This window comes from Paenibacillus xinjiangensis (assembly GCF_059686975.1).
This window is the reverse complement of the sequence record NZ_JCAALS010000040.1, coordinates 1-20811: the sequence shown is the minus strand read 5'-3', so window position 1 is coordinate 20811 and position 20811 is coordinate 1. Positions and strand designations below refer to the sequence as shown.

General features: G+C 48.1%; 20 protein-coding genes. 9 read left to right on the top strand and 11 right to left on the bottom strand.

What is annotated here, in order from left to right:
* Positions 1–9 precede the first annotated feature (9 nt).
* The 8 genes from AC6ESP_RS27505 to AC6ESP_RS27470 form a co-directional block, all read right to left on the bottom strand.
* Positions 10–882 carry an ABC transporter permease gene (locus AC6ESP_RS27505; protein WP_497099949.1) on the bottom strand — a complete coding sequence of 291 codons (873 nt, stop codon included), beginning with the start codon at positions 880–882 and terminating at the stop codon, positions 10–12.
* Complete coding sequence (locus tag AC6ESP_RS27500; RefSeq protein WP_497099948.1) at positions 882–1658, bottom strand: ABC transporter ATP-binding protein; 777 nt, start codon at positions 1656–1658, stop codon at positions 882–884. Before AC6ESP_RS27500 ends, AC6ESP_RS27505 begins: the two co-directional genes overlap by 1 nt.
* Positions 1659–2372: 714 nt before the next feature.
* On the bottom strand, positions 2373–4052 hold the full coding sequence (locus tag AC6ESP_RS27495) for a PucR family transcriptional regulator (RefSeq protein ID WP_497099947.1): 1680 nt from the start codon (positions 4050–4052) through the stop codon (positions 2373–2375).
* Between the two features lie 187 nt (positions 4053–4239).
* On the bottom strand, positions 4240–5283 hold the full coding sequence (locus tag AC6ESP_RS27490; protein ID WP_497099946.1) for a Glu/Leu/Phe/Val dehydrogenase dimerization domain-containing protein: 1044 nt from the start codon (positions 5281–5283) through the stop codon (positions 4240–4242).
* A gap of 113 nt (positions 5284–5396) precedes the next feature.
* Positions 5397–6080, bottom strand: a complete 684-nt coding sequence (locus AC6ESP_RS27485; RefSeq protein ID WP_497099945.1) for a hypothetical protein — start codon at positions 6078–6080, stop codon at positions 5397–5399.
* Positions 6080–6973 (bottom strand): ABC transporter ATP-binding protein, encoded by an 894-nt coding sequence (locus AC6ESP_RS27480; RefSeq protein ID WP_497099944.1) that lies wholly within the window; start codon positions 6971–6973, stop codon positions 6080–6082. Before AC6ESP_RS27480 ends, AC6ESP_RS27485 begins: the two co-directional genes overlap by 1 nt.
* Complete coding sequence (locus tag AC6ESP_RS27475; protein ID WP_497099943.1) at positions 6973–7341, bottom strand: GntR family transcriptional regulator; 369 nt, start codon at positions 7339–7341, stop codon at positions 6973–6975. Before AC6ESP_RS27475 ends, AC6ESP_RS27480 begins: the two co-directional genes overlap by 1 nt.
* A gap of 149 nt (positions 7342–7490) precedes the next feature.
* The gene (locus AC6ESP_RS27470) at positions 7491–7952 is read right to left on the bottom strand and encodes a MarR family winged helix-turn-helix transcriptional regulator (protein ID WP_497099942.1); all 462 of its coding nucleotides are present in this window, start codon (positions 7950–7952) and stop codon (positions 7491–7493) included.
* A gap of 205 nt (positions 7953–8157) precedes the next feature.
* Here AC6ESP_RS27470 and AC6ESP_RS27465 point away from each other — a divergent pair, with 205 nt between their 5' ends.
* Positions 8158–8652 (top strand): glutathione peroxidase, encoded by a 495-nt coding sequence (locus AC6ESP_RS27465; protein WP_497099941.1) that lies wholly within the window; start codon positions 8158–8160, stop codon positions 8650–8652.
* A gap of 93 nt (positions 8653–8745) precedes the next feature.
* Here AC6ESP_RS27465 and AC6ESP_RS27460 read toward each other — a convergent pair whose 3' ends face one another.
* On the bottom strand, positions 8746–9369 hold the full coding sequence (locus tag AC6ESP_RS27460) for an NAD(P)-dependent oxidoreductase (RefSeq protein ID WP_497099940.1): 624 nt from the start codon (positions 9367–9369) through the stop codon (positions 8746–8748).
* A gap of 17 nt (positions 9370–9386) precedes the next feature.
* Complete coding sequence (locus AC6ESP_RS27455; RefSeq protein WP_497099939.1) at positions 9387–11015, bottom strand: histidine kinase N-terminal 7TM domain-containing diguanylate cyclase; 1629 nt, start codon at positions 11013–11015, stop codon at positions 9387–9389.
* A gap of 103 nt (positions 11016–11118) precedes the next feature.
* On the opposite strand from AC6ESP_RS27455, the gene AC6ESP_RS27450 reads away from it, so the two are divergent.
* Together AC6ESP_RS27450 and AC6ESP_RS27445 are read left to right on the top strand one after the other, a co-directional pair.
* Entirely contained in the window at positions 11119–12318 is a 1200-nt protein-coding gene (locus AC6ESP_RS27450) for a polysaccharide deacetylase family protein (protein ID WP_497099938.1), read from the top strand.
* 432 nt (positions 12319–12750) lie between these two features.
* Positions 12751–13956, top strand: a complete 1206-nt coding sequence (locus tag AC6ESP_RS27445; RefSeq protein ID WP_497099937.1) for an acyltransferase — start codon at positions 12751–12753, stop codon at positions 13954–13956.
* Positions 13957–14047: 91 nt separating this feature from the next.
* Here AC6ESP_RS27445 and AC6ESP_RS27440 read toward each other — a convergent pair whose 3' ends face one another.
* Positions 14048–14866: a DUF6492 family protein gene (locus AC6ESP_RS27440; RefSeq protein ID WP_497099936.1), complete on the bottom strand. Its 819-nt coding sequence runs from the start codon at positions 14864–14866 to the stop codon at positions 14048–14050.
* Positions 14867–15013: 147 nt separating this feature from the next.
* Here AC6ESP_RS27440 and AC6ESP_RS27435 point away from each other — a divergent pair, with 147 nt between their 5' ends.
* The 6 genes from AC6ESP_RS27435 to AC6ESP_RS27410 all read left to right on the top strand — a co-directional run bounded on the left by AC6ESP_RS27435 (position 15014) and on the right by AC6ESP_RS27410 (position 20128).
* On the top strand, positions 15014–16213 hold the full coding sequence (locus tag AC6ESP_RS27435; RefSeq protein WP_497099935.1) for an ROK family protein: 1200 nt from the start codon (positions 15014–15016) through the stop codon (positions 16211–16213).
* Between the two features lie 55 nt (positions 16214–16268).
* Positions 16269–16721 (top strand): GNAT family N-acetyltransferase, encoded by a 453-nt coding sequence (locus AC6ESP_RS27430; protein WP_497099934.1) that lies wholly within the window; start codon positions 16269–16271, stop codon positions 16719–16721.
* A 231-nt stretch (positions 16722–16952) separates the two neighbouring features.
* Positions 16953–18341 (top strand): MATE family efflux transporter, encoded by a 1389-nt coding sequence (locus AC6ESP_RS27425; protein ID WP_497099933.1) that lies wholly within the window; start codon positions 16953–16955, stop codon positions 18339–18341.
* 24 nt (positions 18342–18365) lie between these two features.
* The gene (locus AC6ESP_RS27420; RefSeq protein WP_497099932.1) at positions 18366–19127 is read left to right on the top strand and encodes a threonine/serine exporter family protein; all 762 of its coding nucleotides are present in this window, start codon (positions 18366–18368) and stop codon (positions 19125–19127) included.
* A 15-nt stretch (positions 19128–19142) separates the two neighbouring features.
* Positions 19143–19580, top strand: coding sequence for a threonine/serine exporter family protein (locus AC6ESP_RS27415; RefSeq protein ID WP_497099931.1), 438 nt, complete (start codon positions 19143–19145; stop codon positions 19578–19580).
* A 101-nt stretch (positions 19581–19681) separates the two neighbouring features.
* The gene (locus tag AC6ESP_RS27410) at positions 19682–20128 is read left to right on the top strand and encodes a tellurite resistance TerB family protein (protein WP_497099930.1); all 447 of its coding nucleotides are present in this window, start codon (positions 19682–19684) and stop codon (positions 20126–20128) included.
* Positions 20129–20811 lie beyond the last annotated feature (683 nt).

The window sequence follows — 20811 nt, the reverse complement described above, 5'->3', positions numbered from 1 at the left end:
TAGGTCAAGCTATACAGATGTGGACTTGCTGCTGGACTTGTTGTCGTTCCACGGAAGGAGACGGGATTCGATATAACCAACACAGGTGTAGAGGAGCATGGCGACCAGCATAAGCATGAATACGCCAACCCATACTGCCGGAAGGTTGAACAAGTTGCCTTCGACGAATACCATATGTCCGAGTCCTTTGTCTGAAGAGATGAATTCTCCGCCTACGACAGACACCAGCGCCAATCCGATATTGATACGGAACGCGGAGATGATCCATGGCAGGGAGGACGGAACGATGATTTTGCGGAAAATTTGTGATTTCTTAGCACCGAAGGATTTCATTAGACTAATCTGTGATTCCTCGATTTGATGAGTCGCTTGGTAGGCCGACAGCAGCGCTACGATAAACGTTGCTACTGAGGCTAGAGCAATCTTGGAGAAGATGCCTGAACCGAACCAGATGATAATCATAGGAGCGAGAGCAATCTTCGGAATACCGTTGAGCGCTACGATGAACGGATCGAGCACACGGGCGACGGACTTGGAATACCACATGAGCAATCCTGCCAATGAGCCGAACAAGCTTCCGGCAACGAAGCCGATGACGGTGGCATTCACAGTCGCGAACGCGTCAGTAAGCAGCTGTCCTGAACTGGCCATGGTGATGGCAGCATCGAGAATGGCGTTCGGCGATCCCATGAGGAACCCGTTGACCAGCTTCAAGCGAACGGCGGATTCCCATATCGCTAAGATGACTGCAACAATGATGAACCGCCACAGCATCGTGATCAGCCATTCTTTGGAGAAGGTGGACGATCTGCGTTTGAGCTTGTTCTTCGCAACTCCAGCAGGCTGCCCAGAGAGGGTGATATTAGGTGATGTGCTCTTCATTAGCTGATCCTCCCCATTTGGATATCAAGCTCAGACCATATCGATTCAAAATACTGCTTGAATTTCTGGTCGGAGCGGGCTTTCAGTGCTGAGCCGTACTGCGAGGCGAGACCGATGTCGTATACCTGCTTCACAGTCGTTGGTCTTTTGCTCATGACGGCAATGTGGTCAGAGACGGCGATCGCTTCCTCGATGTCATGAGTGATAAGGACGCCTGTCTTGCCCTCGGATTTCAGGATAGACAAGATTTCATCCTCCAGAATGAGTCTGGTCTGATAATCAAGTGCTGAGAAGGGCTCGTCCAGTAATATAATGTCTGGCTGGGTAACGAGGGTGCGTATGAGGGCTACACGTTGGCGCATACCGCCTGACAGCGTGGAGGGATAGGCACCTGCGAATGAAGCTAGGCCGTAACGATCCAGATAATCCATGGCAATATCGCTGCGATCCTTTTTGGACATGCCCTTCACTTCCAAGCCTAGCGTGACATTGTCGAGGATGCTTCTCCAAGGAAGCAGCAGATCCTTCTGCATCATATAGCCGACATGACCAGTCGTCTGATCGATCTCTTCGCCGCAGACGATGACCTTGCCACTCGTTGGCTTGAGCAGCCCGGCGATAATATTGAAGATGGTACTCTTGCCGCAGCCGCTCGGTCCAACGATACTGAAGAACTCCTGCTTCTTGATCTGCATCGAAACCTCAGCTAATACCTGAATATCTTCTCCGGTTGCACTGACGAATGATTTGGATACGCCTTGTATTTGTATAGCCATAGTAGGTAGCCCCTTTCGCCCAGCCTTGTTGGTTGTTCGTTTCTTTGTGTCAGTTAATCTAACATTAAGTAATATATTCCTATCATATAGACTGTTGGTACAGTTGTCATTAGTTATTTTGAACATAAAAATAGAAATAACTTAGTTAAATTAGACAATAGGTGACGGGTGTGAATAGAAAAACAAAAAATGTGTCATTATACATGACACATTCCAGAGTGTTGAGAAAGTCCAAAGGACTTTTCGGCACTTTTTTTAATTTGGTGGTTCTCGTGTCGTCGAGGAGTAATCGATCAAAACTATCTGAGAGCTACATTTTAACGAAAACATTAGGGGGATTTAAGCCCTCATAAAAAACAGGGAGTTCTCTACAGTCTGTGGTTGTATGTGATACAACCTAATCGGAATTTTAGTGCCGTTTCCACTGATTTGATTGCACGAAATACAATGTAGCTCCAGCGCACACAATTAACTAGTCTATCTCGCGTGTTGCAGATTGTATTTAATACAACCTCAGAATGTCGAGAAAGTCCAAGGTGCTTTTCGGCACTTTTTTTATTCTGTGGTTCTACTGTCGTCGAAGAAAATCGATCTAAGACGATCGATCTGAGAGCTACATTTTTAACGAAAAAAATCGGGGGATTTTACCCCTCATAAAAAACAGGGGGTTCTCTACAGTCAAGAATGTGTCATTATATATGACACATTCTTGGTTTAAGACGTATGGACAGCTTCATTATGGACGGGATGAACATTAAGCAACGACTCAAGTGCAAAGGCGAGGCGGAAGCGCAGGCTCTCCATCGGGTCCTTGATGTTCCTGCCGGTCAGCTTTTCGCATTTCTCCAGCCTATAGATGACTGTGTTGCGATGTACGAACAGCTCTTTGGCCGTATCGACGATCTGGCAATGATTCTCGTAGAAGGAGGACAAGGTTTTCATCAGCTCACTACACTCGCTTGAATCCCGGCCGGCGAAGGGCTTGAAGGTTTCTTGATGGAATTGCAGCAGCTCATCGTAGGGAATCATGCGAAGCAGACGGCTTATATCCATGGTTTGATAGGAATGTGCGAATCTCGTCTTCCTCATCTGGTGGCCAGATTGGAGTGCCTTGACTGCTTCCTTATAAGAGAGTCCGATATCCAATACGTTCGTATAGGGATTGCCTATTCCGAAGGATAGGCTGATCTGCGACTCCTTATATAGATTGCTTGCTATCCTCTCGAGCTGCTGGACAACGGCTTGTTCATCCCAAGACGATTCAGTCAAAAAGACGAGTATGCCGAACTGGTCGTTCTTGGTGAACATGACGAATGGGAGGCTCAGCCTAGCGAATTCCTGCTTGATGAGCTCGTAATAAGCATCCCGTTCCGAGATGAACCGCTCCTCCCCAGGGGGAGTGAGGCTCTGATTTGGCATGCCTGCTAAGGGCTCATCCTTCTTGGCGATGATGAGGACAGAGCTGCCTTGCGCTTGCAGCCCATATTTCTTGCCGCGATGGAGCGCTTCTTGTTCGGATCGGATGAAGCCCTGGATGAGATCGGAGAAATATTCATTCTTGTAACGGCGGGAACGCTCCTTGACCGCTTGCTTCTTGGTCAATTCCAGACCGATTACATTGACGGCCTGCTCTAGTGCCAGAGTGGATAGCTTAGAGCTTGCGGGACTGTCATACAGCGCGATCAAGTAGCCCTCGTGCCGGTCGGTGAATATGGGATGCAGCTCGGCATGCCGATATTTATCGGCAGTAAGCAGACAGATAGAGAAGGCGGTGTGGAAGGAAGGGTATTCATCTATAAATGATAAAATGGGCGCAGCGAGAGAATGGTGATCCATCTGCTGTGCATAATGGGAGCTTGCCGTAATCTGCTTCTTCGAGCCTAACAGTAGGACAGGTGAGGACAGCAGCTGCGATAAAGTATCTACAATGGACGGTATGCCTTTTCCCTGCATCACCATCGTGGAGAATTGCTTGTGAATAGACAAGGCGTAGTGGAGCTCATGGGTTTTGTTCTGAAGGATGGAGCTGATCGACTGTTGGAATATTTCACCGAGTGTATTGTCTATCTCAGACAGCTCGATGATTGGGAAGCCCAGTCTGTCGGCTGTCTCCAGCAGTTGCGGAGATAGCTCAAGAGAGAAGCGTTGTGTCTTGACAGCAAGTGCTGCACAGCCAATTGTATGCATAGCCGTAATGAATGCAAGATGCGCATCGGGACGGTCTTTCAGTATATAACCGTTCGTCAGCAGCATATCTCCCGGCTTCAGGAATTGCACAATATCTGGTGCATCCATAATATTAATCGATTGTACCAAGCGATCGAGGCCGCGATGTCCGGCGATAACCTTCGCTTTGGATAGAATGGGGATTGTCAATAAATGTTGCAGATCCATCTTCAACCCACTCGCTTTCATAACAGTGATGATATAAAAGCTAACATAAAGTTTAGTAGGCGTAAAGTTATTTTTAGATAACGAGGCCAAATAGGATCGATTATTTAAGCATATTGTACAAAATCCAGTGGGTTTGAGGTACGGAGTGTATGCTGCGACAATCTTATGTGAAGTAAAATTACATATTCTAAGAAGTGAGCAGCAGCTGCCTAGTTAGGAGATCAGCGGCTGCTGCCGATGGAAGGCCGTCTGCTTCAGCTCGCTTGTATACGTCGGTTAATGTGGTATAGATGCGCTCCACTCTTCCTCTTGCGAAGGAGGGGGAGTTGCCGTTAAGCTCTGCCGAGGTAACGATAATGCCGCCTGCGTTAATGACATAATCCGGTGCGTAGAGGATGCCTCGTCTATGCAGCTTGATCCCATGCTGAGCCTCTGCCAGCTGGTTGTTCGCAGCACCAGCGACAATGCTGCAATTCAACTGCGGGATAGACTCATCATTCAGAATACCGCCAAGAGCGCAAGGGGAGAAAATATCGCAGGGCTTCGTATGGATCGTATCTGCGTGAACAGAGCGGGCTCCGAATTGCTGCTCCGCACGACTCGTCAGCTCTGTGTTCAGATCGGATACGATGAGCTGTGCGCCTGCTCTCGCTAAGTGCCGGCAGAGGGAGAAGCCGACCTTCCCCAGTCCTTGTACAGCTATGGTCTTATTGCTTAGAGTTTCTGATCCATATGCTTGGTTAGCAGAGGCCTTAATGCCCAGATATACACCATATGCAGTCATATCCGCTGTGAAATTGCCAATTGCACCAAGTGATCCTGTAGTATCGGTTACATACCTTGTTTCTTGACGAATCCAGTCCATATCCGAGGGGGTCGTACCAACATCCATCCCAGTAATATATCGGCCTCGCAGCTGTCTAATGAATCGACCAAGCGAGCGGAATAGGGGTTCATTCTTATGCCTGGCGGGATCGCCAATAATGACGGCTTTTCCACCGCCGAAGGGAAGACCGGATATGGCTGATTTATACGTCATTCCTTGTGCAAGGCGAAGGGCATCTTGGATGGCAGCCTCTTCAGAGGCATAGGGCCACATGCGGCAGCCTCCTAGAGCAGGGCCCAGCTTCGTATTATGAATGGCAATAACAGCCCTCAGTCCGCTGTGCAGGTCATGAATAACCTCTAGCTGCTGGAAGTCAGTGGGAACCATTCGATTACTTTTATTCATAGCCAATCCCCCTTATTCGATAACTCGAGCATAGCGGCATCTTGGTATTACCGTTGTATTCAACAACAGCAATGCTTGACACCGCCACTTTTCGATAAGAGGGCTCTGCAGTATTATATCGTTGATCTTCTAAGCAGCAGGTAGGATGTAAGAGCGAATAGGAGGGAGACAGGGAGCGACCATAATGCAAGTTGGAAAGCTGTATGATCACTAAACCATTCAAAAATGGGAACCCACCAATTGTAATTCGTTATTAGGAAAGATAGAACGGAAAAGATAATAATGGAGGAGCCGAACAAGATAAGCATACCTACACCTTTAAATCTCCGAAAGACGCTGCCGATAATAAAACCGCTGAGGAACAAGAATAGGCATACGGAGAAGAACATTAAAAACTGCTGAGCCACATTGCCATCATTTAAATAGGGGAGACTGAAGAAATGGAGATCAACCCACCAGTGATCTGTAAGCTTGCTCTCGAATATAGCAAGAATAGTTAGGGTAAGGGCGACTGTTAGGCTTGCTATCATTCCACTAATAATCGTGCCTACGAAATAATCGACTCGCCTTATACTTAAGCTAATTGCGAAGGGAAAGGTTTGGGCAAGGATCGTGATACCCACGACGAAGACGTAGATCATAATGGATAGAATCCCGCCAGTATAAATCGCCGTATTGCCCAAATATGCGGTGACCAAGTTAACCAAAAAGCTGAACCCTAGAATCGTAAATGGAATGAACAGCAAGGTACTGAGGTCTCTGGAATGGAGCTTCATCACGCTGGATACTCGGTTCATTATGAATCAGCTGCCTTTCTGTCTAATTTGCCATTCGTCAGATGAACGATTAACTGCTGCAATGAGATAGGAGCAATCTCAAGTCCGAGCTCCTCTGCGCGTCTGCGATCCTGTGTGGTAAGACGTTCCATGATGGATGCGGTAAGCAGAGCGCCGAACGGCTCGCGAGCGATAACGGGCTTGCCTTCAATGTAGCTCTGAACGGCAGATGAGGAACCAGCGATAGAGTAGGCGGCGCCGCGTAACTCTTCTGCATCCTCATTGATGAGAATTTTGCCTCGATCAATGAGAATAATATGCTCAAGCAGCCGGCTTACTTCATCAATGAGATGGGTAGAGAGAATGATTGTTCGCGGATGATTGGCATAATCCTCGATGAGATGATCGTAGAACAGCCCTCTCGCAACAGCGTCCAGACCGAGATAAGGCTCGTCGAAGATCGTTAATGGCGCTCTGCTGGCCAAGCCTACAATAATACCGACAGAAGAATGCATCCCCCGGGATAGCTTCTTAATTCTCCGTTTCAACGGCAGCTGGAATTCTGCGAGGAGTGAATAAGCGTAATCGTTGTCCCAGTTGGGGAATAGCGAGGCTGCTACCTCCAGGACATCGATCACCCGATAATTATCCGGGTATTTCTGACTCTCTTTGATAAAACAGATCTGATTCAGCACGCGGCTGTTCTCGTAGGGTGCTTCCCCGAACACCTTCAGCTCACCGCTTGTGGCGAACAGCTGGGCTGTAATCATATGCATGATGGTCGTCTTGCCAGCACCATTACGTCCTAGCAGGCCGTAGATTTTCTCCGGCTCGAGAACGAAGCTGACGTCATCAATAGCCTTCGTTGCACCGTATGCTTTGGTAAGTTGTTTAACCTCGACTACATGGGCCATTATTCGTTCTCCCCTTTGCGAATCATTTCGGTTAGCTGCTCTGTTGTAATGCCAAGCTTCTCCGCTTCACGAATCATCGTAACTATATACTGCTCGAAAAACATTTTTTTGCGTTTCTCCTTCAACAGCGTGCGTGATCCAGTCGCTACGAACATGCCAATCCCTCTCTTCTTATACAAAATGCCTTCGTCTACCAATAGGTTTACGCCTTTGGCCGCGGTTGCCGGATTGATCTGATAGAAGGCGGCGAACTCATTCTTGGAAGGGACCTGCGATTCCTCAGGAAGCCTCTCTTGAATGATGTCATCTTCGATCTGCTCGGCAATCTGCATGAAGATCGGCCGACTGTCATCGATTGTTAGGGCCATAACCGTACATCCCCTCTTGGTCGCTTAAGTGGTTGATTACTCATGTAATCAACTATATAAGCAATAGAATATATTGTCAAGGAATAGCGAGAAAAAAGGGCAGCCTCTCCGCATGATGCAGAGAGGCCGCCCTTTTTCATATACGATGCTTATTCGGTTGCTGGGGGTGTTGCTGCTGTATCGTCGAACTTATGCATGAGAGATCTGATCTGGCTTCTAAGCGCATAAATCTCCTCTGGATCGACCGGAGTGCCGGAGAATAAACGTTCGGGAATGCACTTGGCTTTCTCCCGCAGCGCATGTCCTTCCTCTGTTAACTCAATGACCAGATTGCGTTCATCGGCTTTGTCCCTTGTTCTCGTAATAAGACCCATGGCTTGCAGCTTCTTCAGAAGCGGCGTTAATGTGCCGGAGTCAAGCAGCAGACGGGAGCCCAGCTCCTTCACACTAACATGGTCTTGCTCCCACAGGGCAAGCAGGGTAATGTACTGCGTATAAGTCAAGTCCAGCTCCGCAAGGATCGGACGATATAATTTCGTTATTTCACGTGAGCAAGCATAGAATGCGAAGCAGATCTGGTTATCCAGTTTCAGTATATCATCGTGATTCACTGTGATGTCACCCCTCAATAGTAAGTTCATCTATTTAAATTGCATGCAATTAATTAGGTTATTGTAGCATTATAATCGAGAATGTGTCAAAGCCGCAATATGGAGGATGTCAGGTTGACAATGATATATACATTGAGTACAATTGAATTTAATAAAATACATTCAGCTATTAGTATGCAAAATAAGCTCATGGGAGGTTCAATGTATGTCCATATACGATATTAAAGTGAACACAATCAGCGGGGAAGAGCAGACGCTTGCACCCTATGAAGGTAAGGTTATGCTGATTGTGAACACTGCAACCAAATGCGGCTTCGCTCCGCAGTTCAAGGGACTTCAGAAGCTGCACGAAACCTATGGTGATCAAGGGTTCGCTGTATTAGGCTTCCCAAGTGGACAGTTCATGAGTCAAGAGCTGGAAGGAAATACAGAAATTGCAGAAGCCTGTGAGATTAACTTCGGTGTATCCTTCCCGCTCTATGCCAAGATTGATGTGAACGGCAGTAATGCGCATCCTTTATTCCAGCATTTGACGAATGAAGCACGCGGTATTCTGGGCTCCAAAGCGATCAAATGGAATTTCACGAAGTTCCTTGTCAACCATGAGGGTAAGGTTGTGAAGCGCTTCGGATCGAATGATACGCCAGAGAGTATCGAGAAAGATATTAAGCAGCTGGTTGAGCAAGCGGAGCGAATGTAGCGAATTAATCTGCCACGTAGAAAAGGGTTATTCGTCAGTAGGTATTAACTACTGAGGGATAACCTTTTTTTTGTATAAAACGGGTTGACTGAGTTAGTAGCAAATTCCGACGCGTGAACGAAGGAACTCGCCAGTACACAGCTGCTGATAAGTGAATGCAGCGGTATCCGCTACGGAGATCTGAGTGCCGTTCTCAGGCAAATAATCCTTCTCCACTCGGTAGACACCCAGCCTCGGACCATCTGGCAGATAGGTTGGACAGACGATGGTGTAGGCGAGCTTCGATCGCTCGAGCAGCTCGAGAACAGCATGATGCTCCTGCGCGGCGCGAGTAAGCGTTCGCCTTGATTCGCTTGATTGATAACGCAGCAGACCGGGCTCAGTCCTGCTCTGAAGGATGCCGGCGGTTCCCACCGTGATGATTCGCTGTATGCCTATCTCCTCCATTGCACGGATGAGCAGCGGCATGCTCTCTGACAGTGTAGTCGTTCCATCCGTGCCAAGACTGCTGATGACGGCGTCGCTTCCCTCTAGGGCAAGAGCGATAGCCTCGGCAGCTAACACATTCCCTTGCACGACTGTAAGTTGTGGATCATTGATCTCCTTGAGCTTATCCGGCGTTCTCACCAATGCTCTAACGGTATGCCCGTCCTCTAGGCAATGTTGAACGATCAGACGCCCTACCCGCCCAGTCGCGCCCAATATTGTAATAGTCATGTAATGAAGCCTCGTTTCTAAGCGAACACCTCTGCAGCGAGCTGAACGCGATTGCGTCCGGTGTTCTTGGATTGATATAACGCTTGGTCTGCTGATCGAATGATAGCCTCGAGCTTCCTGCCCGAGATGGCGTAAGCTTCGTCCAAGCCGAAGCTTGCAGTAACGAACAGCTTCTGTCCCTCCATCGTTAAGAAAGAGCTTATCTCCAGCTCGTGGCGCAGCGTCTCTGCGAGCTGCTGTGATTGCTGGAGAGAGCAGCCTGGCAGATAGATAATGAACTCCTCGCCGCCATAACGGCCGAACAAGCCATCAGGCGGAATATGCGGTTGACATACAGTTACGACATGACGCAGTGCTTGGTCCCCTGTATCGTGACCGAAGCGGTCATTGATTTGCTTGAAATGGTCGATGTCGAACAGAATCAGAGAAGCGGGCTGATTGCTATGGGCTGATGCATCGAACAGCTGTCTGCTCTGATGCAGGAAGAAGGATCGATTATAGATCCCGGTCAAGCCGTCCATCGCAGCCATATGCTGAAGCTTGTCCTGCAGCAGTGCTTTCTCGGTGATGTCGATCAGCATAATCGTTCTTCCTGCGAGCTGCTGATTCTTGCGGATGACAGGGGAGGATCGCACCGAATAGCGAAGCTCTTCCAATCGACTGCTCCCATCCTCATTCCCCATCACATTTGTCCAATGGACATCGTGTTCCTGCTGCCCTCGATCATTGTTATGGTCTAGCACTGGCGGAGCATCCTTGCTATGTCTGATCCATATATCTTGAAGAGTCTCGCCGATTGCTGCCTTGTGCAAGGACGATATCATCCGTTTCACTGCGGGATTATAGTCGACGATATGATCTTCGACATCAAGCACGAGTACCCCGTCGCGCATGCTCTCGAAGAGATGCTCTCGAGCAATCGGGGCAACCCTTAGCATATTCGTTGATAGCATACCCCAGAAATAGAGAATACCCGTCACGCTCATCACGATAGGTACCGGGTCCATGCCATGAGGTGATAACCCGATCAAGTATAGAAAGGCAGCAGCCATAGGCAGGTATAGGCTGATAAGCATCACAATAATCTGCCTGCGATACAGATGCTTGGCTTGCTTCCATTGTTTAATTAGAGTAATGCCGCCCACGAGCAGACAACCAAAGGTGAAGCTGCCGTTCACAATATACCACTCGCCCATGACGATATCGACCATGGCAGAGGCTTCATTGGGGCGCAAATAAATAGAGCGGTAGAAGAGATGATGATATTCATTGGTCGTAACGAGGAGTAGGGTGATCAACGGAATAAGAAACAGCAGATAAAGGTTTCGCCTGGTCACAAACCTGTCCTTGCCTGTATAGTACCAGACGATCACAAGGCAGCAAGGGGCAATGAAGGGCATGCCTAAGTATTCAATATTCAACCAGAAGCGGATTTCTTGAAGGGTCTGGCTGGACAGCTCGAATGCATAGGCGAAGGTGTAGATGGCGGAGAGCCCCGTCATCCATATGAATGCCTTTCGTCCAGGGAAGCTAGTCTTCATGCTATAGACATAGCAGCCTAGCAGAACATTGATGACGCCAGCAAGAGCGACGATAACGATATATTGTGACAATGTAGGATACATAGCTGCACGATTCGACTCCATATTAAGAGATTAGGATAAAAGATATAAGAATCGTATCATAATATAGCAACATTTGGGAATGAAATTTCGTTAATAGAAGGAGATAAAAAAGGGGGAGATTGACATGAATGGAAGTCGAATTCGCAGCCTTAATCCTACTAAGCTTTTATTAATCCTTACATGCTTATGGATATTGTCTGCTTGTTCGCAGCCAGCGAGCACGAATGCTCCTGACCAGGTTACGTTTGTCGTTAATGGGGAGAAGCTGAAGACGGTGCCGGCCGTTGCCATGGAGGAAGAGGACATCATGGTTCCGGGAGCTTTTATAGAGAAGACGTTTGATGTGAAGGTCGACTGGGCTTTGCGGGATACTGCTGACAATGGCGTATATTATTCGAATAAAGCAGCTGTCCTGATGTACCATGATATTACGGAAGTACCACGTGAAGGCAAGTCAGAGATGACGGTCGAGCTGTTCAAGGAGCAGATGGAATTATTGAAGGCGAGTGGCTTTCATATTATCGGATTGAATGAGTACGCGGATTTTATATTGAACGATGGGACTGTACCGGATAACGCGGTGCTGATTACGTTCGATGACGGGTATGAGAGCTTCTATGAGGATGCTTTCCCTGTGCTGCAGCAATATGACTACCCAGCCGTTAACTTCATTATTGTGTCTACCGTGGGAGATACTAGCCTCAAGGGCACGCCGAAGATGACCTGGGATCAGATGCGAGAGATGCAGAAATCAGGGATGGACTTCTATAGCCATACGAATAACTTGCATCATTATGGTGTGATGCGGGAGGACGGTCTGACCAAGCCGGTAATGACGCGGAAGCAATATTTCAAGGATGAGAAGCGTACTGAAACGGAAGAAGAGTATACGAAGCGTATAACAGATGATTTGGCTGCTGCGGAGCAGAAAATCAAGGAAGAGCTGAATAACCCTAGAGGGGTAGTCGCTTTCCCTTATGGTGCCTATAACGAGCGAGTGCTGGAGATTATGAAGTCGCTAGGCATCGAGTTGAGCTTCACAGTCAAGCCCGGCATTAATGCCAAAGGGCAGACGAACGGCTACCGGATCAATGGTGCCAAAGAAGGCGAATCGGCTAAGCAGCTCATTGAGAAGCTCAAAGCGCTGGATTTGGTAGATGCGCCGGTCACCCTAAGTGTGAATGGTCAAGCGGTGGAATTCAGTCAGCTTCAACCGTTCAAAGGCAAGGATGACGTTATGATTCCGCTTCACGATTATTGCAAGCAGCATAATATCGAGATGGAGTGGGATCACAAGAAGAAGCGGGTTATTATTAATACGTAAGCTGAAGCTTTCTTAAAAAGCCTGTTTTCCTGTTAGCCGAGCTGGCGAGCGTGGAAGACAGGTTTTTTGTGCCATTGATTAATTTACTATGCTCGCTAGGCTTCCAAGCATAGGTCTTGAATGTTATCCTAGGTAAGGCTATTTAATCGAGACGGCAAGCGGGCTGGGCGATATTCCCTAATTGATGCATACAGGGAACATTAAGGACGATTTAAGGTTGGATTAAGGAAACGGGTTTAAGGTTGGTTAGGAACGGATGGGACGGAACGGGACATGGTCTGCCATTCGCAAGGGTGCTTCATCCTTAGTATGGGTGAATGAGACTGCAATTATGTACGGTATAGAGTCATAAGGATCAACAAGAAGAAGCAGCTGCATGCAGCCTAATTCTCTTGCTCAACATGGAAAGTCAGAAGAAAGGATGTGCTGCGAATGTCTGCAGGCACTATGCTTAAGAGAGAGAACATACCCGAGCTGCAGCTGGTAAGAGCCATATGTATTATTGGCGTGCTGTCTGTACATTCAACGTCGTATGCGACGCTTGATATGGTTAACTCCAACTTTTATTTTTTATATAACTTTTTTAATATTTTCATGAAATTCGGTACGCCAACGTTTATTTTTCTGAGCAGCTTCGTGCTGTTCTACAACTATTATTCGCGTCCGCTGGATCGCAAGCTGATCGGAAGCTTTTACAAGAAGAGAGCGCTCTTCATCATTATTCCGTATCTTGTATTCTCGGTGTTATACTTCACCATTCTGCATTTCACCTATTACAGAAGCCGTACGCTGGAAGCAACACTTGATAGCTTCGTAACCAAAGTATTAACGGGGAATGCCTATACTCATTTGTATTTCGTATTCATAAGCATTCAATTCTACCTGCTGTTCCCGTTGTTCCTCTGGCTGCTGAAGAGGTTCCCGCGTCTTGTGAAGTGGGCGATTCCAGCCGGATTCGCTATTCAGTGGGCATTCGTGCTTATTAACAAGTATGTGCTGGAGACGCCTGTGCCGAACAAGGGCAGCTGGTCGCTCTCTTATTTCTCCTATTATTTGTTAGGTGCCGCCCTAGGAATCTATTATCCTAGAATCAAAGAGTGGATCATTATCGCCAAGGACCATGTAACAGCTGGTCGGGTGAGTGCATGGATAATCCTGTGGGCGCTGTGGCTTACGGCTGGCTTGTCTCATGTATACATCTGGTATCAGACGCGATTGAAGCTCGATTCCTACAATTCGACGCTCTATGAGTTTCTATGGAATGCGCATACGTATCTGTCGGCGCTCGTCCTGCTGCAGCTCGCTTTCGTCTTGTACAGGAAGCTGCCGTTTAAGCTGCCTCAGCTGCTATCGAGACTAGGCGCTCTATCCTTCGGTATCTATTTGATCCATCCCTTGTTCCTGCTCGCGTATCGGAATTATCCGCTTAACACCGGCAACTCGATGCTGCTCCATCTCTGGTATGTAGGAGGCTTCGTGCTGGCGCTGGTCGGATCATGGATTGTCGTCGGGCTGTTCGCTCGCTTCGTTCCTTTCAACTGGATCGTGTTCGGCAATCTGCCGAAATCGAAGACTCAGCTGAATAAGCATAAGCAGAATCGTCCAGTCAGTACTCCCGGCAGACAGCTGGGGGGCTGATCTGTTACGACTGAAGGCTGATAGATTCATCATAATAAACGGTTGAGCCTGCCTGATCTCTTAAGGGACAGGGGCTCAGCCGTTTGTTCGTTTATTTGCGTGAATAGGCTTTGCGGTGGTGGAAGGAGACGGAGCGGTAGGTGGCAGCAAGCCTCTGTCGCTTCTGCTCGGATAGGGAGCCGGCACTCATAGACAAGCTCTTATTCCGTGCTCTCTTCAATACATATCGCCCAGGATAGTGGGCACTCAGGAAATTGCCGTACGTCTCGAATTCGGAGAAGGCGAACTGCTTCTTCTTGTTCATACTTCGCATAATTGCCGTATACCAGCGGGTACCATGCTTGCTCTCAATGATTTGCTTGAGCTTCTTTACCTTGGCTCGTTCGAACAGCATGTAGTGAGTGACGAAGGAGGTCTTGGAGCTTGGATTGCTGCCCATTAGCTTCTTATAGGTCTTGAAATATTCCGGCTGACTCCAGCTGCGGTAGTAAAAAATCGTTTTATTGTCTGTTGTAAGGAAGGCATGCGGTCTAATAAGCACCGTATCTGCGTCAATGACAAGGTAATACTTATTCGACGCCAGTCGGTCTCCACCCAACTTGAGCAGCTGCTGGTAGAGCCAGCCTGAGCGTTCCCATCTGGCGGAGCTGTAGTTGATGTTCTTTTTGGTAATAGGAAGAACGGTATTCTCATTGACGAAGATGCAGCCCTTGCGCGCGCACAAGGCACGCATTCGCTTCGTGTCGGGAGAGATGATCATGAATTTGCCGATGGGATGCTTCACCATTTGTCGTACACTGTCTATCACATAAGGGAGTGTCCCTAGATCCTTCTCAATGGCGGGTATGATCACATCGATTGCAGGAAGCGTCACAGTCTCATCTCCATTAGCACAAAATGGTGTTGGCACATCATATGCCTGCCCCTCAGAGCCCGTTCCGCCATGATTAGCTGACGTCTGCGAGGGCGCAGTGACTAGTCAGTATGGATTCATTCCGGTTATAATAAAGGTCGCAGAATAAACGTACGGAAATCATGGATGAACTTGAGGAGTCCTATGGCAAAGAGATTTAATAAGCACCCCACCCCTAAGAACGAAGTATATACGTACATTGCTCACCGCGGCATTGTATCCAAGGCAGAGCTGCTGAAGCGGTTCTCCTTAACCAGCAGCAGTATGACTCGTCTGCTGGAGGAGATGATCAGTGAGAAGCGGATTGAGGAGCAGGGTCTTGGCAGCTCTACAGGAGGCAGACGTCCCATTCTGTATCAGACGAACCGAACGTTCGGATACCTGCTTGGATTAGAGATTTCAAGGATTTACTCCTCCATTGGGCTATATGACTTGCATATGAACAGACTCTCGGTTGCGCGCTGGAAGATGGATGAGCGAATGACACCCGAGGTGCTGCTCGAGCATGTGAAGGCTACGGTACAGTCCTTCATGGAGGAGCATGGATTAAGTCATGACCGTATTCTCGGCATGGGTGTCGGAGCGGTAGGTCCTCTGGATCGAGAGAGCGGCATCATTCTTGATCCCTTATATTTCCCATCAGCCGGTTGGCGTGATCTGGCGATATGCGATCTTCTGGAGGAAGCGTTAGGCTTCCCTGTTCTTCTGGATAATGGAGCCCATACGGCGCTTATTGGCGAGCATTGGGCGCTGCGCAGCGAGAGCTATCAGCATATGCTCTATGTTCATGTCGGCGCAGGACTGCGGTCTGCTGTGATGTCCAATGGACAGCTGGTATACGGGGCTACCGATACGGAAGGGGCCATCGGTCAGATGATTATTCAGACCGATGGACCAAGATTGCATGAGCAGGGCAACTACGGAGCGCTGGAGGCATTCGTGTCTGTGCAGGCACTGGAGAGTCAGGTGCGAGCCGTGAGTGTGGCGGGGAACGAAGTCAACCGCAAATTCAATGATGATGCTATGGAGCAGCTCACATTCGAGCAGATGCTGCAGGCACTATCAGCTGGAGATGCTTTCGTCCTAGCCAAGTTCAATCAAGCAGCGGCCTATTTGGGAATTGGCTTAGCTAATCTCATTAATGTTCTCCACCCGGAGCAGGTTATTCTAGGGGGAGCGCTGCTGAACGCGCATGAGACCGTCTTCGATACGGCGGTTCGAATCGCTAAGCGCAATACGTATTATTATCCGCAGTACGAGCCGCAGTTCTCCAAAGGCATACTGAAAGAAGAGGCCGTAGCTGCCGGCGCGGCTGTGATGGTGCTGAAGGAGCTTCCGATGTAAGTCGGGTGTATGAAGTATCTTTGCGAGGAGTATTCATTGTTGAAAGGTGTCTAGTATGAACATAATCAAGCTTGTCATAACCGATAGAGCGGTCGCAGAGGAAGTGCTAGAGGTACAGCTTCCTTCTTACCGAGTAGAAGCCGAGCTGATCGGGTTTCATGGCATCCCGCAATTGAGTGATACAGCCGAATCGTTGATGAGCAGTGACGAGGAGTTCTATGGCTGTTACATAGACGGACAATTAGCTGGTGCTATAGCCATAGAGGCAGGGGAGGACGGAGAGCTGTGCATTTCTCGATTAATCGTCCATCCGCAGTACTTCCGCAGAGGGATCGGCTGCGCCTTAGTTCATTTCATTGTGGATGCGGACCGGAAGACGGCCAAATATACCGTAAGCACGGGAGCAGCCAATCATCCAGCGAAGAGCCTATATAAGAAGCTGGGCTTTGTTGAGGTGCAGGATATAGAAGTGGAACCAGGCGTGTTCTTAACGTTGCTGGAAAAGTAGGTAAAGTCATAGAGAGAGGCTCTGTTCGCGAATGCTGCGGATAGAGCCTTTTTACTAGGAATGGCGACTGGAAGCCATTGTAAACGCTTCATTCATATTGCCGTCTGGCAAGCCTCCTTATTGGCGAAAAAGAAGTTATTGTTAACCTCGATTTAGTACGTGCAATTGCCTCTTAACTATGCTACGATACCCTTTGTTTTATAGGTATTCTCAATAGAAGAAGGTGGCATCATGGCAGTCTTACAAGCAGAGAAAAAGTCCAGAGAGTTTAATTTGTTTTTCCTCACTTGGCCGATATTTTTAGAAATATTTTTGTTCATGCTCATGGGTATTGCGGATACGTTCATGCTAAGCGCTATATCCGACAATGCGGTATCCGGTGTTGGAGCGGCCAATCAATATTTGCATATCGCGCTATTAATTCTTGAAGTTATCGGTAACGGTGCATCCATCGTTGTAGCTCAATATATAGGCTCGCGCAAGCTTATAGAGGCAGCCAAAATATCCGCGTTAGCCGTTACGCTTAATCTGCTTGTCGGCCTCGTCATTAGCGGTATGTTCCTCTTGTTCAGCAACCAGCTTCTACAAGCGCTGAATTTGCAGGGTGAAATATTGGCGTATGCGCAGAGCTATCTGCACATTGTTGGCGGCTTTATCTTCTTCCAAGCGATTATTAACTCGCTGGCAGCTATTATTCGGGTGCACGGCTTCACTAAGGAAGCGATGCTCGTATCCCTTGGTATGAACGTCATTCATATTATCGGCAACTACTTGCTCATCTTCGGACATTTCGGCTTTCCAGCAATGGGCGTTGAGGGTGCGGCGATCTCGACGGTTGTCAGCCGTTTCCTTGCGTTGACCGTATTCTTCCTTGTGCTGTACCGGATCATGGAGATCAAAGTGAAGGTAAAGTATTATTTTTCATTAACGAGAGAGTTTGTTGGCAAAATACTAAAGATCGGCATTCCGGCTGCTGCTGAGCAGGTTATGTATCAGGGCTGTCAGATGGTGTTCCTCTATTACGCCACCTACCTGGGTGCAGAGTCTCTTGCGGCAAGGCAGTATGCTTCGAATATTTCAATGTTCATCTATTTGTTCGCCTTCGCTATCGGTGTCGGAACCTCGATTATTGTAGGGCGCATGGTGGGCGGCAATCGCAAGGATGAAGCGTACCATCGCGTATGGAGCAGCGTTCGCTGGGCGAGTGGCGCGACACTGATTATGGTCATTGTCATCACCTTATTCCGCGATGGACTGATGGGTATGTTCACGACTGATGAGGAGATTATCCGTCTTGGTGCGCAGGTGCTCCTGCTGAGTATTGTACTGGAGACTGGACGTACCATTAATATTGTATTGATTAACTCCTTGCGTGCTGCGGGGGATGCCAAATATCCGCTCTGGATTGGGATGTTCACGATGGTCGGCATTAGTCTTCCACTCGGCTATTTCCTTGTGTTCCAGCTCGATCTCGGGCTTGCAGGCATTTGGCTCGCTATTGCTGCCGATGAGTGGCTGCGTGCGTTCATCATGTTCTTCCGTTGGAGGAGCCGGGCTTGGGAGAAGCATGCGCTCGTTAAGCACGATAAGCACGCTGAGCCGATAACAGCAGCTCACTAAGGGGAGAGAATGGGGAGACTTCGGATGAAGGAGCAGCCGCTGGGCATGAATCATGATATATCGCAGATCTGTTTATTGGCTGGCAAAATCATTCTGCAAAACGGCGGTGAAACGTCCCGTGTCGAGGACACGATGGCCCGGATTGCTGCCGCTTATGGCATCAAAAACTCTCATAGCTATGTGACGCCGACAGGCATTCTATTCGCGCTTGATGACTCTACGCCTATGACTAGGCTGATACGCATCTCAGAGCGTTCAACCAATCTGCGGAAGGTTTCTCTCGTGAATGACATATCGAGACGAATAAGCAAGGGAGATCTGGAGATTGAAGCCGCATATAGGCTGCTGCAGGAAATTGATTGCCTTCCCTTTGCTTACCCTGTCTGGCTGCGGATTCTTGTAGCGGCAATAGCCAGCGGCTGCTTCCTTATTATGTTCGGCGGGACATGGGGCGATTTCGTTCCGGCTGTACTGGCTGGGGGGATCGGCTTTCTATTTGTCGTCGCGCTGCATCATTTTGTACCGATTAAATTTTTCGCGGAATTTCTCGCCTCTGTTTCCATTGGCACGGTATCTGTTCTAATGGTCAAGCTTGGACTTGGCGCTGATCTGGATACGATTATTATCGCTTCCGTTATGCCGCTCGTTCCCGGGCTGCACATTACGAATGCGGTTAGAGATCTGATGGCTGGTCATCTCGTATCGGGATTATCGAAGGGTGCAGAAGCATTCCTGACCGCATTCGCCATTGGAGCGGGAATTGCAGTCGTGTTTTCTTTTTATTAATCTGGGGGATATGTCATGATAGGGATTGAGCAGCTTGTAACCAGCTTCATAGCTTCTGCCGCCTTCGGCCTTATCTTCAACGTTCCGAGGCGGATGCTGCCGCAATGCGGTGCTGTCGGCATGGTAGGGTGGATGATCTATATATGCTGCATTCAGCTTGAGCTGGATGCTATTCCGGCGACACTGCTCGCCGTTGTGCTTGTAACGATTATTAGCCAGCTTTTCTCCAGGTTCTACAAGTCACCGATTATTGTCTTCAGTGTATCCGGCATTATCCCGCTTGTCCCAGGTGGCATTGCGTATGATGCGATGAAGGATGTCGTCTTGAACGAATATGATGTTGCTGTTCAGCTCGGTGTGCGGGCATTCATGATATCCGGTACGATCGCCATTGGTCTTGTCCTGTCGGAGGTTGTGAACCAATTGATTCAGAAGTCCGAACGACGGAAGTAGCCTTGCAAATACAGACAACATTCATCAAAATTTGCCAAGCCCTATTAGAAGACCTACAATAGAGGTATAGCGTACGTATAATTAATAGGAGGTTGATAATAATGAGTGGATTTACATCATGGCTGCAGACTACTAAACAGGGATTGAATGATCAAGTTAAGAAACTAAAAAATAAAGACTTTCTAGAAGCTGTAGTGGCTGGCTGTGCGATCGTGGCAGGCGCAGACGGTTCTATCGATGCTAACGAGAAGCAAAAGATGGCAGGCTATATCAGCCGCAGTGAAGAGCTGAAAGTGTTCGATATGTCTGATGTCATCAACCGATTCAATCATTATGTAGGCAATATGGAATTCGACGCGATGATCGGCAAGCAAGAAGCGTTGAAAGTAATTGCCAAATACCGCAGCAAGCCAGAAGTTGGCCGTGTCATTGTTGGGGTGTGCAGCGCGATTGGCGCAGCAGACGGGGATTTCGACGCTAACGAGCAAGCAGCTATTCGCGAAATCTGCAACACGCTTGGATTGAACCCTAGCGAATTCAATCTGTAATCAATAAAACCGAAATGGGGTGCCCCTTAGGTCATTGGACCTTAGGGGCACCCCATTTCTTCATTTTTCAGCCGATGTGCTGCAAACAGGCTTCACCCGGTATGCTCTGCGAAGAAGCACGGCTTAACGGCTTTATCCGAAAAAACCTGCAAAAGTGCATTCAATTTTCGCACTATTATTCCTCGTATAGTATGAACTGCAAAAGTGCATTCTATTATCGCTCTATTATTCCTCGTATAGTGTAAACTGCAAAAGTACATTCTTTCGCATGCCTTATCTCCTATTAGAGCAATTCAAGCTTAAATACCTGCGTATTCGAAGGTAAATCACGCTATTAGGCACTGAGAGCGGAGAATAACTGCATATTTGGACTTCTGTCAAGAAAGTGGACACCCAATCATACATCTAACTTACTCGTTTGTAATACATCGATTCGAATTGAAACGGCGTCAGATACCCTACAGTACCAGCTCATAATGCTGACTTTTGTGCAACATTATCGGTGTTCCAGCGCTCTTCAGTTCATAATGCTGACTTTTGTGCAACATTATCGGTGTTCCAGCGCTCTTTCAGAGTAGAGTCCATATACTTGTGTAAATAGCTATAGGCAAAAAAAGAGAGCCATAGTGAAAATCCTCGGTTAGAATGAGGTTGTCGAGACAACATTCAGAGGAGGATTTTCA